The sequence below is a fragment of the Lentisalinibacter salinarum genome (assembly GCF_040706555.1).
Lineage (GTDB): Bacteria > Pseudomonadota > Gammaproteobacteria > Steroidobacterales > Woeseiaceae > Lentisalinibacter > Lentisalinibacter salinarum.
In genome coordinates this window covers 389,084-404,534 of record NZ_JAPDRH010000002.1, presented here as the reverse complement: position 1 = coordinate 404,534, position 15,451 = coordinate 389,084, and the positions used below count along the sequence as shown (strand labels likewise).

At 68.5% G+C, this 15,451-nt stretch carries 14 protein-coding genes and 2 tRNA genes; 13 read left to right on the top strand and 3 right to left on the bottom strand.

Features of this window, described 5'->3' with window-relative positions; all coding sequences use genetic code 11:
• The first annotated feature begins 7 nt into the window (after window positions 1–7).
• From ACJMKZ_RS04925 to ACJMKZ_RS04910, 4 genes are read left to right on the top strand one after another with little or no spacing between them, the layout of a single operon-like run.
• Window positions 8–667, top strand: a complete 660-nt coding sequence (locus tag ACJMKZ_RS04925; protein ID WP_405232081.1) for a DUF502 domain-containing protein — start codon at window positions 8–10, stop codon at window positions 665–667.
• A 54-nt stretch (window positions 668–721) separates the two neighbouring features.
• On the top strand, window positions 722–2,503 hold the full coding sequence (aspS, locus tag ACJMKZ_RS04920; protein WP_405232080.1) for an aspartate--tRNA ligase: 1,782 nt from the start codon (window positions 722–724) through the stop codon (window positions 2,501–2,503).
• 11 nt (window positions 2,504–2,514) lie between these two features.
• Window positions 2,515–2,973, top strand: a complete 459-nt coding sequence (gene nudB, locus ACJMKZ_RS04915) for a dihydroneopterin triphosphate diphosphatase (protein WP_405232079.1) — start codon at window positions 2,515–2,517, stop codon at window positions 2,971–2,973.
• Window positions 2,970–3,620 carry an esterase/lipase family protein gene (locus tag ACJMKZ_RS04910; RefSeq protein ID WP_405232078.1) on the top strand — a complete coding sequence of 217 codons (651 nt, stop codon included), beginning with the start codon at window positions 2,970–2,972 and terminating at the stop codon, window positions 3,618–3,620. Before nudB ends, ACJMKZ_RS04910 begins: the two co-directional genes overlap by 4 nt.
• Before the next feature lie 313 nt (window positions 3,621–3,933).
• Here ACJMKZ_RS04910 and mutS read toward each other — a convergent pair whose 3' ends face one another.
• A complete protein-coding gene (gene mutS / locus ACJMKZ_RS04905) occupies window positions 3,934–6,507 on the bottom strand; it encodes a DNA mismatch repair protein MutS (protein WP_405232077.1) in 2,574 nt (857 codons plus the stop codon).
• 236 nt (window positions 6,508–6,743) lie between these two features.
• Between mutS and ACJMKZ_RS04900 the strand changes: the two genes are divergently transcribed.
• The 9 genes from ACJMKZ_RS04900 (at window position 6,744) to ACJMKZ_RS04860 (ending at window position 14,120) form a co-directional block, all read left to right on the top strand.
• Window positions 6,744–7,853, top strand: a complete 1,110-nt coding sequence (locus tag ACJMKZ_RS04900) for a glycosyltransferase (protein ID WP_405232076.1) — start codon at window positions 6,744–6,746, stop codon at window positions 7,851–7,853.
• The gene (locus ACJMKZ_RS04895) at window positions 7,850–8,350 is read left to right on the top strand and encodes a nicotinamide-nucleotide amidohydrolase family protein (protein WP_405232075.1); all 501 of its coding nucleotides are present in this window, start codon (window positions 7,850–7,852) and stop codon (window positions 8,348–8,350) included. Before ACJMKZ_RS04900 ends, ACJMKZ_RS04895 begins: the two co-directional genes overlap by 4 nt.
• Before the next feature lie 22 nt (window positions 8,351–8,372).
• The gene (thpR, locus tag ACJMKZ_RS04890) at window positions 8,373–8,930 is read left to right on the top strand and encodes an RNA 2',3'-cyclic phosphodiesterase (RefSeq protein WP_405232074.1); all 558 of its coding nucleotides are present in this window, start codon (window positions 8,373–8,375) and stop codon (window positions 8,928–8,930) included.
• Between the two features lie 116 nt (window positions 8,931–9,046).
• Window positions 9,047–10,081: a recombinase RecA gene (recA, locus tag ACJMKZ_RS04885; RefSeq protein ID WP_405232073.1), complete on the top strand. Its 1,035-nt coding sequence runs from the start codon at window positions 9,047–9,049 to the stop codon at window positions 10,079–10,081.
• 6 nt (window positions 10,082–10,087) lie between these two features.
• On the top strand, window positions 10,088–10,561 hold the full coding sequence (locus ACJMKZ_RS04880) for a regulatory protein RecX (RefSeq protein WP_405232072.1): 474 nt from the start codon (window positions 10,088–10,090) through the stop codon (window positions 10,559–10,561).
• A gap of 64 nt (window positions 10,562–10,625) precedes the next feature.
• Window positions 10,626–13,235 carry an alanine--tRNA ligase gene (alaS, locus tag ACJMKZ_RS04875; RefSeq protein ID WP_405232071.1) on the top strand — a complete coding sequence of 870 codons (2,610 nt, stop codon included), beginning with the start codon at window positions 10,626–10,628 and terminating at the stop codon, window positions 13,233–13,235.
• A 328-nt stretch (window positions 13,236–13,563) separates the two neighbouring features.
• On the top strand, window positions 13,564–13,785 hold the full coding sequence (csrA, locus tag ACJMKZ_RS04870; RefSeq protein ID WP_405232070.1) for a carbon storage regulator CsrA: 222 nt from the start codon (window positions 13,564–13,566) through the stop codon (window positions 13,783–13,785).
• Between the two features lie 107 nt (window positions 13,786–13,892).
• Window positions 13,893–13,983, top strand: a tRNA-Ser gene (locus ACJMKZ_RS04865).
• A 60-nt stretch (window positions 13,984–14,043) separates the two neighbouring features.
• Window positions 14,044–14,120: transfer RNA gene (locus ACJMKZ_RS04860), tRNA-Arg, on the top strand.
• 31 nt (window positions 14,121–14,151) lie between these two features.
• On the opposite strand, the gene ACJMKZ_RS04855 is transcribed toward ACJMKZ_RS04860, so the two are convergent.
• Together ACJMKZ_RS04855 and ACJMKZ_RS04850 are read right to left on the bottom strand one after the other, a co-directional pair.
• Window positions 14,152–15,240, bottom strand: a complete 1,089-nt coding sequence (locus ACJMKZ_RS04855) for a tyrosine-type recombinase/integrase (protein ID WP_405232069.1) — start codon at window positions 15,238–15,240, stop codon at window positions 14,152–14,154.
• Window positions 15,228–15,395 (bottom strand): hypothetical protein, encoded by a 168-nt coding sequence (locus tag ACJMKZ_RS04850; protein ID WP_405232068.1) that lies wholly within the window; start codon window positions 15,393–15,395, stop codon window positions 15,228–15,230. The genes ACJMKZ_RS04855 and ACJMKZ_RS04850 overlap by 13 nt, the downstream gene beginning before the upstream one ends.
• Between the last annotated feature and the right edge of the window lie 56 nt (window positions 15,396–15,451).

Genomic DNA, 15,451 nt, shown 5'->3' with positions numbered 1-15,451 from the left:
CGGAGCGGTGATGAAGCGGCTGAGGGCGTGGCTGGTGGCGGGGCTGCTCGTCTGGGTGCCGCTCGGCCTCACCCTGTTCATCCTCAACCTGCTGGTCCGCCAGCTCGACAAGACCCTCGACCTGTTGCCGCCGAGCGTACGTCCGCCCTACGAGGTCTTCGGGATCACATTCACGATCCCGGGCCTCGGCATCCTGCTCACCATCATCATCCTGCTCGTGACCGGCATGCTGGTCGCGAACTTCGCGGGTCGGCGGCTGCTCGCGCTCGGCGAGGCCATCCTGCAGCGCATCCCGGTGGTGCGTTCCGTCTACGGCGCCTCCAAGAACTTCGCCGAGGTGGTGCTCGGCGACTCCGGCGACTCGTTCAAGAAGGTGCTGCTGATCGAGTACCCGCGCAAGGGCGTCTACAGTCTGGCGTTCCAGACCTCCAGCGCGCTGGGCGAGGTGCAGGCGAAGACCGGCGAGGACGTGGTCTGCACGTTCGTGCCGACCACGCCCAACCCCACCTCCGGCTTCATCATCATGGTGCCCCGAAAAGACATCATCGAGCTCGAGATGGAGGTGGACGAGGCGCTGAAGATGATCATCTCGCTGGGCGTCGTCGTGCCCCGCTGGCACGTGGGCGAGCAGGAGCTTCCGCTTGCAGCGCCCGAGGCCAGGCCGTAACATTTCGCCTCTTTTGCCGGCGTCGCCGGCCCCTCACTCATCATCGAAAACGCTATGCGCACTCATTACTGTGGACAGGTCGACGAGACGCTGACCGGCGAGGTCGTGGAAGTCACCGGCTGGGTGCACCGCCGGCGCGACCACGGCGGTGTGATTTTCGTCGACCTGCGCGACCGCGAAGGCCTGCTGCAGGTGGTGTTCGACCCGGACCGCCCGGAGATATTCGCCGACGCCGAGCGGGTGCGCAGCGAATACGTGCTGGCGGTGCGCGGCAAGGTGCGGCCGCGGCCCGAGGGCACGGTCAATCCGAACATGCGGACCGGGCAGATCGAAGTGCTGGCCGAGGAGCTGACGGTGCTGAACGGCGCGAAGACGCCGCCGTTCCATCACGACGAGACCGCCAACGAGGAACTCAGGCTCCGCTACCGCTACCTGGACCTGCGCCGCGAGGACATGCTGGCCAATCTGCGCCTGCGCCACGCGGCCACCCGCTCGCTGCGCCGCTTCCTGGACGACGAGGGCTTCATCGACGTCGAGACGCCGATGCTGACCAAGACCACGCCGGAGGGCGCGCGGGACTACATCGTCCCGAGCCGCACCCACCCGGGCAAGTTCTTCGCGCTGCCCCAGTCGCCGCAGATCTTCAAGCAGCTGCTGATGATGTCGGGCATCGATCGCTACTATCAGATCGTGCGCTGCTTCCGCGACGAGGACCTGCGCGCCGACCGCCAGCCCGAGTTCACCCAGCTCGACATCGAGATGAGCTTCGTGGACGAGCAGACGGTGATGGGCACCATGGAGCGGCTCATCCGTGCGCTGTTCGACGACGTGCTGGGCGTGGAGCTGCCCGCACCCTTCCCGCGCATGCCCTGGGCGGAGGCGATGCAGCGCTTCGGCTCCGACAAGCCGGACCTGCGCATCCCGCTGGAATTGGTGGAAGTCTCCGATCTGCTGGAAGGTGTGGAATTCAAGGTGTTCGCCGGCCCGGCCGCGGACCCGAAGGGCCGGGTGGCCGCGCTGCGCCTGCCGAAGGGCGGCGAACTCACCCGCAAGGAGATCGACGACTACACCGGCTACGTGGGCCGCTACGGTGCGAAGGGACTCGCGTATATCAAGGTGAACGACGCCGCCGCCGGCCGCGAGGGCCTGCAGTCGCCGATCCTCAAGTTCCTGCCGGACGAGGCCATCGCCGGCATCATGGAGCGCACCGGCGCCGCGGACGGCGACCTGGTGTTCTTCGGCGCGGACAAGGCGCACGTGGTGAACGACGCTCTCGGTGCCCTGCGCGTGAAACTCGGCGAGGACCGGGGCCTGGTGGAAGCCGGCTGGCGGCCGCTGTGGGTGGTGGAGTTCCCGATGTTCGAGCGCGACCCGGGCACCGGGCGCCTGGATCCGCTGCACCATCCCTTCACGGCGCCCTCCATCAGCGACGCTGACGCGCTGCGCAAGGACCCGGATCACGCGCTCTCGCGCGCCTACGACATGGTGCTGAACGGCTCGGAGATCGGCGGCGGCTCCATCCGTATCCACGACCAGGAGGTGCAGTCGGCGGTGTTCGATCTGCTGCAGATCGGCCCCGAGGAGGCGGAGCAGAAGTTCGGCTTCCTGCTGCGCGCCCTGGAATACGGCTGCCCGCCCCACGGCGGCATCGCCTTCGGCCTGGACCGCCTGGTGATGCTGATGACCGGCGCCGAGAGCATCCGCGACGTCATCGCCTTCCCGAAGACCCAGACGGCGGCCTGCCCACTCACGGACGCGCCGGGCGACGTCTCCGCCCAGCAGCTGCGCGAGGTGGGCATCCGGCTCCGCAAGCCGCGGGGCGACACCGAGAGCTGAGCGCCGGCGCCGTGACCGCACCGACTCCCGCCAGGCCCTACCGGCGTCCCGAGTCGGTGCTGGTGGTCGTTTACGCGGCCAGCGGCGAGGTCCTGCTGCTGCATCGCCAGCGGCCGTTCGAGTTCTGGCAGTCCATCACCGGCAGCCTGCTGCCCGAAGAGACCCACGACAGCGCGGCCGCCCGGGAACTCGCCGAGGAGACCGGCTTCGAAGACAACGGCACGCTCGCCTACACCGGCGTCAGCCGGGTCTTCGTCATCGACCCCCGCTGGCGGGACCGCTATCCGCCCGGCATCTTCGAGAACGTCGAATACGAATGGCGCTTCCGGCTCGACGAGCCCCGGGACGTGGTGCTGAGCCCGAGCGAGCATTCCGCGTTCACCTGGGTGCCCCTCGAGGAAGCCATCGAACGGGTCTGGTCCTGGACTAACCGGGAGGCGCTCGAAGACCTGGCCAGGGACTTGGGTTGAACCGCGAGGACGAACGCAGCGCACTCGTCCTGGTGCACGGCCTCTGGCTCGGGTCCTGGGCGCTGAAGCGGCTCGCCCGCCGCCTGCGCAAGGCCGGCCGCGACGATGTCCACCTCTACTCCTGGCGCACCATCCGCCACGGCATCGACGCGAACGCCGGGGATCTCCGCGCCTACGCCGACAGCCTGCGCGCGGATCGCATCGACTGGGTGGGCCACAGCCTCGGCGGCGTCCTGATACTGCGCACCCTGGCGGGCTGGGGCGAGGCGCCGCCGGGCCGCATCGTCTGCCTGGGTTCGCCGCTGACCGGCAGCCGCTCCGCGGAGCGGTTGTCCTCATTCGGCCTCGGCAGACGCCTCACCGGCCGCAGCATCGCCGGCGGCGTGCTCGAGTCGAGCGCGGCCGAGTGGTGCCCGCCGTACCTTGCCGCGTGCACCGGCGTCATCGCCGGCAGCAGGGGCATGGGCGCGGGCCGCCTGCTCGGCCGCCTGGAGCCGCCCCACGACGGCACGGTGCGGGTGGCGGAGACGAAGCTGCCCGGCATCGCCGACCACCTGGTCCTCCATGTGACCCACACGGGCCTCCTGTTCTCCCGCGTCGCCGCCGCCGCTGCGGAGACCTTCCTCCGCCGCGGAAAATTCGCGTAGGAGGGCCTTCAGGCCCGATCCGCTTTTTGCTGAACGATGCCCTTCTATTCGCGTAGGCCCATCAGCGGGTGGGCATAGGTCGTGGGGACGCTCAGTCGGACGTCCTGTCCTCCTTCGCTTCGGCCGGGCCTCCTTCCCGCCGTCTTGGCTCCAGTCGGCCCGGACGACCCCGCAACCTATGCCCACCCGCTGACGGGCCCGTCGCCGTAAGGACTGGCACGTGTCAGTAAGCGCTACTGACAGGCACCTCCTTCACGCCACTGCGGCCACAAAAGAATGCAGATGGCAGGCCGGGTCGGGCCTGAAGGCCCTCCTACGAGTCGTCGGCCAGGTCCTTCAGCTTGTAGATCAGGTCCAGCGCCTGCCGCGGAGAGAGCGCGTCCGGGTCCAGGTCCTCCAGCGTCTCGCGTAGCGCATCGTCGGGCGGATCGTCCTGCGTCGGGGGCGCCAGGGCCAGTTCCTGCTGGGGGCCGTGGTCGCGGTGGTGCTGGGCGGATTCCAGCTGCTCCAGGTGGCGGCGGGCGCGGCGTATCACCGACTTCGGCACGCCGGCCAGCGCGGCCACCTCCAGGCCGTAGCTCTGGTTGGCCGGACCCGGTTTCACCGCGTGCAGAAAGATGAGCCGGTCGCCGTGGGACGTGGCGTCCAGGTGCACGTTGGCGGCGTGGGGCAGTTCGTCGGGCAGCGCCGTGAGCTCGAAGTAGTGGGTGGCGAACAGGGTGAAGGCGCGCAGCCGGGTGGCGATGTGATGGGCCGCCGCCCAGGCCAGCGACAGGCCGTCGAAGGTGCTGGTGCCGCGGCCGATCTCGTCCATCAGCACCAGGCTCGCGGGCGTGGCGTTGTGCAGGATGTTGGCGGTCTCGGTCATTTCGACCATGAAGGTGGAACGGCCGCCCGCCAGGTCGTCCGAGGCACCGATGCGGGTGAAGATGCGGTCCACCTGGCCGATCTCCAGCGCGTCCGCCGGCACGAAGCTGCCGATGTGGGCGAGGATGACGATGAGCGCGGCCTGGCGCATGTAGGTGGATTTGCCGCCCATGTTCGGACCGGTGATGATCAGCAGACGCCGCTCGTCGTCGAGTTCCAGATCGTTCGGCACGAAAGGCGTCTCGAGCACCCGCTCCACCACCGGGTGGCGGCCGGCGCGGATGGCGATGCGCGGCTCTTCGGCGAGGGTCGGCCGGGACAGGCCGAGGCGTCCCGCCCTTTCGGCGAAGCAGGCGAGGACGTCCAGCTCCGCCAGCGCCGCGGCCGTGCGGCGCAGCGGGCCGAGCACCTCGTGCAGCGCGTCGATCAGGCCCTCGTACAGCGCCTTCTCCCGGGCCAGCGCGCGCTCCCGCGCGCTCAGCACCTGGTCCTCGAAGCGCTTGAGCTCCGGCGTGATGAATCGCTCCGCCGCCTTCAGCGTCTGGCGCCGGGTGTATTCCTCCGGGGCCTTCTGCGCCTGGGCCTTGCTGATCTCGATGTAGTAGCCGTGCACCCGGTTGTAGCCCACCTTCAGCGTCGGCAGGCCGGTGCGCTCGCGCTCGCGCTGCTCCAGATCCACCAGATACTGGTCGGCGTTGGCGCTGATCTCCCGCAGCTCGTCGAGCTCGCCGTCGTAGCCGGTCGCGATGACCCCGCCGTCGCGGATCAGCATGGGCGGATTCTCCACCAGCGCGGCATCCAGCAGGCGGTGGGTGTCCGGGTGCTCGGCCGCATCGGCCGCGAGCTCGGCCAGGCGCGGTGCGTCGAGGCCGGCGAGCAGCGTGGCGAGGTCGGGCAGTCGTCCCAGGCTGTCGCCGAGCTGGCGCAGGTCCCGCGGACGGGCGGTGCGCAACGCCACGCGGGAGAGGATGCGCTCCAGGTCGCCGACGTCGGCGAGCAGATCGCGCAGTTCGTCGGGGCCGCGGTCGAGCAGCATGGCCACGGCGTCGTAGCGGGCACCGATCACTTCGTGGCTGCGGATGGGCCGGCTTATCCAGCGCCGCAGCAGCCGGCTGCCCATGGCCGTGCGGCAGGTGTCCATGACGCCGGCGAGCGTGTGCTGGTCCTGGCCCGAGAGGCTGCGGTCGAGCTCCAGGTTACGCCGCGTGGCCGCGTCCATGAGGATGGCGTCGTCCGGCTGTTCCGCGGCCATGCCGTCGATGTGGGGCAGGGCGCCGCGCTGGGTGTCGCGGACGTACTCCAGCAGACCGCCCGCGGCGCGGATGGCGATCTCGAGACCGTCGACGCCGAAGCCGGTCAGGTCCCGCGTGCCGAACTGCTCGCACAGGAGTCTTGTGGCCGTCTCGCCGTCGAAGTGCCAGGGCGGCCGGCCGCGGGCGCCGGCGCGTTCCGTCAGCCAGCCCGGCACGCCGCCCTCCTCGTCGTAGAGTATCTCCGCCGGCTGCAGCCGCTCGATCTCCGCCGCCAGTGCGGCCTCGTCCGACACCTGGCTCACCAGGAAGCGCCCGGCGGAGAGATCCAGCCAGGCGATGCCGATCTCGCGGCGGGCGAGCACCACGGCCGCCACGGCGTTGTCCCGCCGCTCGGGCAGCAGGCTGGCCTCGGTGAGCGTGCCCGGCGTGACGATGCGCACCACCTTGCGCTCCACCGGCCCCTTGCTCGCGGCCGGATCGCCGATCTGCTCGCAGATGGCCACCGACTCGCCGAGCTTCACGAGCTTGGCGAGGTAGCTGTCCACCGCGTGGTAGGGCACGCCGGCCATGGGGATGGGCTCGCCGGCGGACTTGCCCCGGGTGGTGAGCGTGATGTCGATGAGCCCGGCGGCGCGGCGGGCGTCGTCGTAGAAGAGCTCGTAGAAGTCGCCCATGCGATAGAACAGCAACGTGTCGGGATGCTCGGCTTTCAGGCCGAGATACTGCTGCATCATCGGCGTGTGTTCTGCACGGGCGGACGCGCTCATTCTTCGCTGTTTTCCGGTGTGAGGGCGGGCCGGATAGGCTAGCCCGTCGCGGGCGGCAAGTCGATGGGCCGCCGCAGGCCGTGCGCAGGCCGTGGGCAGGTCGGCGGGTGTGCCGGTTTGCCGGGCCATCCGTGACACCATCTGTGACGCCGTGGGTTCCTGCGGGTGCCGGCCGGGGGTACATTACGGGCCAATCCCACTGCCGGTTCTCGTAGCCGCGGATCCGCGGACCACCCATGAAGATTCTGCACCTGGAGACGGGACTCAACCTGTACGGCGGCGCCCAGCAAGTACTCTACCTGCTGGATGCGCTCGCCCACGACGACTCCGAACACCTGCTGGTCAGCGCCATCGGCAGCGAAGTGGGCGAGGCCGCGCGGGCCGCGGGGCACCGGGTGCGTGAGGTGACCATGCGCGGCGACCACGACCTCGGCTTCCTGCCGCGCATGCGCCGGGTGCTGGAGGAGGAGCGGCCCGATATCCTGCACGCCCACAGCCGTCGCGGCGCGGACCTGCTCGGCGGCCTCGCGGCCCGGCGCAGCGGCATCCGGGCGGTGGTCTCCCGGCGGGTGGACAACCCGGAACCGCGTTGGCTGGCCGCCGTGCGCTACCGGCCGTACATCCGCATCGTCGCCATCTCCAACGCCATCGAGCGGGTGCTGACGGACGCGGGCATCGACCGCCGGCGTATCACGGTGATCCCGGACTGCGTGGATCCCGAGCCGTTTGCCGGGCCGCCGGAGCGGGAATGGCTGCACACCGAATTCGGCCTGCCGGCCGGCGCGCCGGTGGCCGGCGTGGTCGCCCAGCTGATCGAGCGCAAGGGCCATCGTTATCTGCTCGAGGCGATGCCCGCCGTGCTGGAAGAGTGCCCCGGACTCCGCGTGATCTTCTTCGGCCGCGGGCCGCTGGGGAAGTCTCTGGCCGCGGAGATCCGGCGACTCGGCCTCGCCGATCGGGTGCTGATGACCGGTTTCCGCGATGACATGACGCGCATATTCCCAGCCCTCGACCTGGTGGTGCATCCCGCACTGGCGGAGGGACTCGGCGTGGCGCTGCTGCAGGCGGCGGCCGCGGCCGTGCCGGTGGTCGGTTTCGCCGCCGGCGGCGTGTGCCAGGCCGTGGAGCCGGGGCGCACGGGCCTGTTGGTGCCGCCGGGGGATTCCGAGGCGCTCGGCCGCGCCATGCTGCGGGTATTGACCGATCCCGCGCTGGCCCGCAGTCTGGGCGAGGCCGGCCGCGCCCGGGTGCGGAGCGAATTCACCCCCGAGCGCATGGCGGCACGCCACCTGGCGCTGTACCGGGAGGTGCTCGGTGGCGCCGACAGGAACACGGAAGACCCATGACGGAATTCGAGGACATCGCCGCACTGGCCCGGCGCACGGGCGAGGCATTGCTGGCCGCGGGGCGTCGTGTGACCACGGCGGAGTCGTGCACCGGCGGCTGGATCGCCAAAGCGCTCACCGACGTGGCCGGCAGTTCTTCCTGGTTCGGCGCCGGACTGGTCACCTACAGCAACGAGGCCAAGCGCTCCCTGCTGGGCGTGCGCGCCGAGACCCTGGACGAGTACGGCGCCGTCAGCGAGGAGACCGTGCGTGAGATGGCGGCCGGTGCGCTGGCGGCCAGCGGCGCCGATATTGCGGCGGCGGTCAGCGGTATCGCGGGGCCGGACGGCGGCGCGCCGGACAAGCCGGTGGGCACGGTGTGGTTCGCCTGGGCGGTCAGCGGAGCCACGCCCGTCACCTATGCTGAATGCGTCCACTTCGATGGCGACCGGGAAACGGTCCGGCGCCGCACCGTCTGCCACGCCCTGGGCGGTGTGCTGGCGCGGATTCCGGTGTGAGAGGCCCCGGGGTGAGTGGCCGATGAGCGGAGCGGAACAACACGACGGGCCGCCGGAGGACACCGAGACCGAGCGCCTTTTCGTCGCCTTCTGGCCGGATACGGAGCTGCGCGAGCGCATCGAGGCGGTGGCCGCGCCCGCCGTGGAACGGGCCCGTGCCCGGCCGGTGCCCGCGGATAACCTGCATGTCACCCTGGTTTTCGTCGGCAACTGGCCGGTGCAGGCCCGCGAGCAGATCGAGATGGTGGTGGACGCACTGGATATCCCGGATGCCGCGCTCGTCTTCGACCGCATCAAGTACTGGCGCCGGCCGAAGGTCCTGAGCCTGGTGGCGGAGGACTGCCCGGAGGCGCTGGCCGTCTACCAGCGGGAGATGAGCGCCGCCATGGCCGCGCTGGGCTGGACCCCGGAGACGCGGCCCTGGGAGCCCCACGTGACGCTGGGGCGCAAGGCCGAGCGCAGCGTGCGCAAGATGCTGGAGGAGCCGCTCGTCTGGCCCTGCCGGCAGGTGGCGCTGGTGCGCTCCGAGAACGGCAATAATGGCTCGGTCTACCGGTCGCTCCGCATCTGGGAGAGATGAGCCGCGGCGTCGAGAAACTGCCTCACTGGCCCGGATTCCCATGGCTGATGTATGGTCGCCGTTGTGGAATAATCGCGGGTTCTCATAACTGAATCGCAACAGGCTGCGGGTACACCATGGACGAGAACAGGAAAAAGGCGCTGGCCGCCGCGCTGGGCCAGATCGAGAAGCAGTTCGGCAAGGGCTCGGTGATGCGGCTGGGCGACGGCGGGCCGGCGCGCGACATCGACTCGGTGTCCACCGGCTCCATCGGCCTGGACGTCGCGCTCGGCATCGGCGGGCTGCCCTACGGCCGCGTCGTCGAGATCTACGGCCCGGAGTCATCGGGCAAGACCACGCTGACGCTGCAGGTGGTGGCCGAGGCGCAGAAGGCCGGCGGCACCGCGGCGTTCGTGGACGCCGAGCACGCACTCGACCCGCAGTACGCCGAGAAGCTCGGCGTCAACGTGGATGATCTGCTGGTCTCCCAGCCGGACACCGGCGAGCAGGCGCTCGAGATCACCGACATGCTGGTGCGCTCCGGCGCGGTGGACGTCATCGTGGTGGACTCCGTGGCCGCGCTCACGCCCAAGGCCGAGATCGAGGGCGAGATGGGCGACTCCCACGTGGGCCTGCAGGCGCGGCTCATGTCGCAGGCGCTCAGGAAGCTCACGGGCAACATCAAGCGCTCCAACGCCATGGTGATCTTCATCAACCAGATCCGCATGAAGATCGGCGTTATGTTCGGCAGTCCGGAGACCACCACCGGCGGCAACGCGCTGAAATTCTACTCCTCCGTGCGGCTGGACATCCGCCGTATCGGCGCCATCAAGAAGGGCGACGAGGTCATCGGCAACCAGACCCGCGTAAAGGTGGTGAAGAACAAGGTCTCGCCGCCATTCAAGCAGGCCGAGTTCGAGATCCTCTACGGCGAGGGCATCTCCCGCGAGGGCGAGATCATTGAACTCGGCGTCGCCAATGGCATCATCGAGAAGGCCGGCTCCTGGTACAGCTACGGCGAGGACCGCATCGGCCAGGGCAAGGAGAACGTGCGGGAATACCTGAGGGAGCACCCGGACGTGGCCGCGGAGATCGAAGGCAGGATCCGCGAGCTGCTGCTGCCCGCGAAGAAGGCGCCGGGCGAACCGGAACCCGAGGCAAAGGAAGCCTGATCGACGGTGAGCGAACTCGAAGAAAGTGATATGACGCCGGCGGAATGCCGGCGTCGTGCCATGGACTTCCTGGCCCGGCGGGAGCACAGCCGCTGGGAACTCCGGCACAAGCTGGCGGCGGCGGGCGCCACCGGCGATCTCGCGGACGAGACGCTCGACGCCCTGGAGGACGAGGGCCTGCTCAGCGACAGCCGCTTCGTCGAGTCCTTTATCGCAGCCCGGGCCCGCAAGGGTCAGGGCCCCGTCCGCATCTACCAGGAACTCGAGCGCCGCGGCGTCAACGAAGCGCTGATCGAGGACGGCATCGACGAGGCCGACATCGACTGGTACGAGCTGGCCGCCGAGGTGCGGTCGAAGAAATTCGGCAAGTCCGTGCCGCCGGACTTCCCCGGCCGGGCGAAGCAGATGCGTTTCCTCGAGTACCGGGGCTTCGACTCCGACCAGATCCAGGCGGCCATCCGGGGCGGCGCCACCGCTTGAATCCGGGGCCGTCCGGCCCGATCTCCGCTACTCTGCCGACGAACATCTGGTAGATTCTCACGCCATGAAATCCATGACCAGCAGCGAACTCCGGGCGGCGTTCCTGGAGTTCTTCGCCGACGAGCGCCACGAGGTGGTGCCGAGCTCGCCGCTCGTGCCCGCCAACGACCCCACGCTCCTGTTCACGAACGCGGGGATGGTGCAGTTCAAGGACGTCTTCCTCGGCCGGGAGGAGCGCGACTACGTGCGTGCCGTGAGCTCCCAGCGCTGCGTCCGCGCGGGCGGCAAGCACAACGACCTGGAGAACGTCGGCTATACCGCCCGGCACCTCACCTTCTTCGAGATGCTCGGCAACTTCAGCTTCGGCGACTACTTCAAGCGCGAGGCCATCGACTTCGCGTGGCGGCTGGTCACCGAGAAGCTGGGCATACCGCCGGAGAAGCTCTGGGTCACCGTGTACAGGGACGACGACGAGGCCGCCGATATCTGGCTGAACGAGATCGGCATCGACCCCGAGCGCTTCTCGCGCCTTGGCGAGAAGGACAACTTCTGGGCCATGGGCGACACCGGCCCCTGCGGACCCTGCAGCGAAATCTTCTTCGATCACGGGCCCGGGGTGGCAGGCGGGCCGCCGGGTTCGCCGGAAGAGGACGGCGACCGCTACGTCGAGGTCTGGAACCTGGTCTTCATGCAGTACGACCGGTCGGCCGACGGCACCATGACCGAGCTGCCGGCCCCCTCGGTCGACACGGGCATGGGGCTCGAGCGTATCTCGGCGGTGATGCAGGGCGTGCACAGCGTCTACGAGATCGATCTGTTCGCCAACCTGATCGAGGCCATCGCGAAGATCATGGGCGTGGCGAACGACGGCTCCAGTTCGCTGAACGTCATCGCCGACCACATCCGCTCCTGCGCCTTCCTGATCACCGACCGGGTGGACCCGAGCAACGAGGGCCGCGGCTACGTGCTCCGGCGCATCATCCGCCGGGCGCTGCGCCACGGCTACAAGCTGGGCGTGACCGAGCCCTTCTTCCACAAGCTCGTGCAGCCGCTGGCCGCCGAGATGGGCGAGGCCTACCCGGAGCTGGTCCGCCGCCAGGCCCACGTGGAGAAGGTGCTGAAGCGGGAAGAGGAGCGCTTCGCCGAGACCCTGGAGCAGGGCATGGCGATACTGGAGGAGAGCATCGCCGGCCTCAGCGGCGAGGTCATCCCCGGCGACGTCGTCTTCCGGCTCTACGACACCTACGGCTTCCCCGTGGACCTCACCGCGGACATCGCCCGCGAACGCGGCCTTACCATCGACCAGCCCGGCTTCGAGGCGGCGATGGAAGGGCAGCGCGAGCGCGCCCGGGCGGCCAGCAAGTTCGACGCGGCCGAGGGAGAGGGCGTGGCCGTCGACGCCGAGAGCCGCTTCTCCGGCTACGAGCGGGACAGCGGCGAGTCCGAGGTGATTGCGCTGGTGAAAGGCGGCGAGACCGTTACCGAACTCGCCGCCGGCGAAGAGGGCGGCGTCGTGCTGGCCGATACGCCGTTCTACGCCGAGAGCGGCGGCCAGGTGGGCGACACCGGCGTGCTGAGCGCCGGCGGCACGGCCTTCCGGGTGACCGACACTCGCAAGAGCGGCGGCGCGCACGTCCACTACGGCAAGCTGGAGGCCGGCACGCTGAAGGTCGGCGACAGCGTCGGTGCCGAAGTCGACGCCGAGCGGCGCAACCGCACACGGTTGAACCACTCCGCCACCCACCTGCTCCATGCCGCATTGCGCGAGGTGCTGGGCGACCACGTCACCCAGAAGGGCTCGCTGGTGGCCCCGGACCGCCTGCGCTTCGACTTCTCCCATTACGACCCCGTCACGCCGGAAGAGCTGCGGCGCATCGAGGACCTGGTGAACCGGGAGATCCGCCGCAACGTCGCCGCGGAGACTCGGGAGATGACCTACGACGATGCCATCGCCGCCGGCGCCGTCGCGCTGTTCGGCGAGAAGTACGACGACGAGGTGCGCGTGCTCCGCCTCGGCGACTTCTCCATGGAACTCTGCGGCGGCACCCATGTGAGCCGCACCGGCGACATCGGCCTGTTCAAGATCACAGGCGAGGGCGGCGTGGCCGCCGGCGTGCGCCGCATCGAGGCCGTGACCGGCGAGACGGCGCTCGCCTGGGTGAAGGCCGAGGAGGAGGCACTGGCGCAGATCGCCGATCTCGTGCGCGGCAGCCGGGACGATGCGGCCAGCAAGGTCCGTCAGGTCGTCCAGCGCAACCGGGCGCTCGAGAAAGAGGTGGCCGACCTGAAACGCAAGCTCGCGACCGGCGGCGGCTCCGCCGACCTCACGGCTGGCGCCGAGACCGTGGGTGACCTCAAGGTGCTGACCGTGCGCATCGACGGCGCGGATCCGGCCACGCTGCGCGACACCGTCGATCAGCTCAAGGACAAGCTCGGCCGCGGCGTCGTGGTGGTGGGCTCGGCCGACGGCGACAAGGTGCGCCTCGCGGCAGGGGTCACGAAGGATGCGACCGATCGGGTCAAGGCCGGCGATCTCGTGCGCACCATTGCCGAGCAGGTGGGTGGCAAGGGCGGCGGGCGGCCGGACTTCGCCCAGGCCGGCGGCAACGATCCGGCGGCGCTCGACGCGGCCCTGGCCGGCGTTCGCGACTGGGTCGCAGAACGCATAACCTGACCCAGTCTACTTTTGCAACCCATCCCCGCTTGGCTCGTCTCTGGTTATTGGTATACCATTGGCAGTGAGGGAGGCTGCATGGGTCGCAATCGGTCACCACGTAGACGTTGCTCGACAGGTAGGCCGGTAATTCGAGTCATATCAAAAAGTTATTTAAATTCTCGAATCTGTCCGGCGGGCTGTGCCGTTTGTGGGAAAAAATTAATAGATACTGTGGGTGGTATACATCAGTTGGACAGCATTGAGGGCTGAGCCCAAGTGATCCAAGGTTGCAAGCCAGTCGATCGCCGCCTTGCCCGCACTGCCTGACAGGGGATGGATAGACAGGATGCTGATACTTACTCGCCGCGTCGGAGAGACCGTGATGATCGGGGATGATGTCACCGTCACAGTGCTCGGGGTCAAAGGCAACCAGGTCCGAATCGGCATTAATGCGCCGCGCGACGTGGCCGTGCATCGAGAAGAGATCTTCGAGCGCATCCAGCTCGAACAGGGAAACGGTTCGGGCGCGGTAAACGGCGCCACGTATACCAACGGCGGCGGCGAGTAGCTGCCCGCACCCTTTACCCGACCCACCGGACTCAGTACACTTTCGGGCCCTCGCGAGGGACCGCTACAATGGCGGTCTCGCGCCGGCGGTGACCGGTGGCAGGGAACGGAGAGATGGCTGAGTGGTCGAAAGCGCTCCCCTGCTAAGGGAGTAAGGGTTAATAGCCCTTCGAGGGTTCGAATCCCTCTCTCTCCGCCAGATTACTTCATGTAGGAGCGCCTTCAGGCGCGACCTGCAGCACGAACAACACGATTACACGCGCCCGTAGCTCAGCTGGATAGAGTACCTGGCTACGAACCAGGCGGTCGGGAGTTCGAATCTCTCCGGGCGCGCCAATTTTTCGCAATTAGATCAAGCGGTTAGTGCTCAGGCGCTAGCCGCTTTCTTTTTCAGAACGAGCAGTGCGGGAGCCTTGCGTGACCCCTGCCCAACCACCTGGTTCGCTGCGTAAAGCAGGTTCTCCAGCTCGGCGGCCGAGTAGTGGGTCGTGATTCTCCCGGAGCGATGTCCCAGCAGGTCCTGGCGGTCCTCAAAGCTCACCCCGGCGGCCCTCAAGCGCCGGCCGAAGGTGTGCTTCAGATCGTGCACTCGCACCTGCGGCAGTCCCACGCGCGCTCGTCCCTGTCTCCACGACGTCGTGTTCATCTTGCCAAGCCGCCGGCCCCGCCAGGTGAAGACGTATTCCTCGTGCTTGCCCCGCTCGCCGTCGACAACCGACTTGGCAATTCGGTTCAGCACCACGAGTCGCTCCTCACCGTTCTTGACCAGTGCCTCCGGGATGATGAAGACGGAAGTCTCGAGTTCGGGGACTTCCACCTCCCACTCCCAGCGCAATGAACACACCTCCTGCTCGCGGCAGCCGGTATTCACCTTGAAGAGCGCCATACGGGCCAGATGGTCCGGCATCTCCTTCAAGAGCCGCGTCTGCTCCTCCCAGGACAGCGGGTAGGGCTTCCGCGCATCCGTCACCTTGAGCAGGGTGATCTTCGGCGGTCGCTCCAGCCAGGTGAGTCCGTACTCGTCCATCCACTGCGAGGCGGCCAGATTCAGGATGCGCCTCACCACCGCCAGCGCGATATTGATGGTCTTCGTCTTCTTCCCCTGGCGCTGACGCTTCGCGATGAAGGGCTGCAGCGTCCCCATGTGAACCATGCGGAGATCGAGGTTCCCGATAAGCGGGTCGAGCTGTTTCACGTGCAGCTCGTCGTCGTCGATGCTCCGTTTGTGCTGGTTCTCGCGGAGATACCGCTTGACCGCGTCCCGAAACGTCCGCTTGGGTCTTTCGCCGTAGATCGACGCCCGGCGGGCCCTCTCTATCCTCATGGCCAGGTAGAGTTCCGCCTTATCAAGCTCCGTCTCTCCTGTGCTCTCGCACAGGCGTCTGCCTCCTATCCTCTTGTCGATGTGCCAGATATCGCCGCGTTTGACGAGTCCGGCAGGTCTCATTCGTCCCATGGCTTTCTCCTTCGTGCCGTGGGACGCCCGTTGCGGGACTTATAGTCGTCCACCCAGGTATCCAGTTCAAGGCGGTCGAAGGCGATGCCCTGGCGGCCGATGGGAATCTCGGTGAGGCCGGGGCGGACCTCGGTGTTGAAGCGGTTTCGGTCCATGCCGAGGTAGGCAGGCGCATCCCGGAAGCGGACCAGGCGGGGTAGCAGGGCGGATC

Bases quoted from the DNA above. Each gene is read 5' to 3' on its own strand.
- aspS (WP_405232080.1), top strand. From the start codon at position 722: ATGCGCACTCATTACTGTGGACAGGTCGACGAGACGCTGACCGGCGAG.
- mutS (WP_405232077.1), bottom strand. From the start codon at position 6,507: ATGAGCGCGTCCGCCCGTGCAGAACACACGCCGATGATGCAGCAGTAT.
- ACJMKZ_RS04850 (WP_405232068.1), bottom strand. From the start codon at position 15,395: ATGGACCGAAACCGCTTCAACACCGAGGTCCGCCCCGGCCTCACCGAG.
- csrA (WP_405232070.1), top strand. From the start codon at position 13,564: ATGCTGATACTTACTCGCCGCGTCGGAGAGACCGTGATGATCGGGGAT.
- thpR (WP_405232074.1), top strand. From the start codon at position 8,373: ATGAGCGGAGCGGAACAACACGACGGGCCGCCGGAGGACACCGAGACC.
- ACJMKZ_RS04895 (WP_405232075.1), top strand. From the start codon at position 7,850: ATGACGGAATTCGAGGACATCGCCGCACTGGCCCGGCGCACGGGCGAG.
- ACJMKZ_RS04855 (WP_405232069.1), bottom strand. From the start codon at position 15,240: ATGGGACGAATGAGACCTGCCGGACTCGTCAAACGCGGCGATATCTGG.
- ACJMKZ_RS04900 (WP_405232076.1), top strand. From the start codon at position 6,744: ATGAAGATTCTGCACCTGGAGACGGGACTCAACCTGTACGGCGGCGCC.
- alaS (WP_405232071.1), top strand. From the start codon at position 10,626: ATGAAATCCATGACCAGCAGCGAACTCCGGGCGGCGTTCCTGGAGTTC.
- recA (WP_405232073.1), top strand. From the start codon at position 9,047: ATGGACGAGAACAGGAAAAAGGCGCTGGCCGCCGCGCTGGGCCAGATC.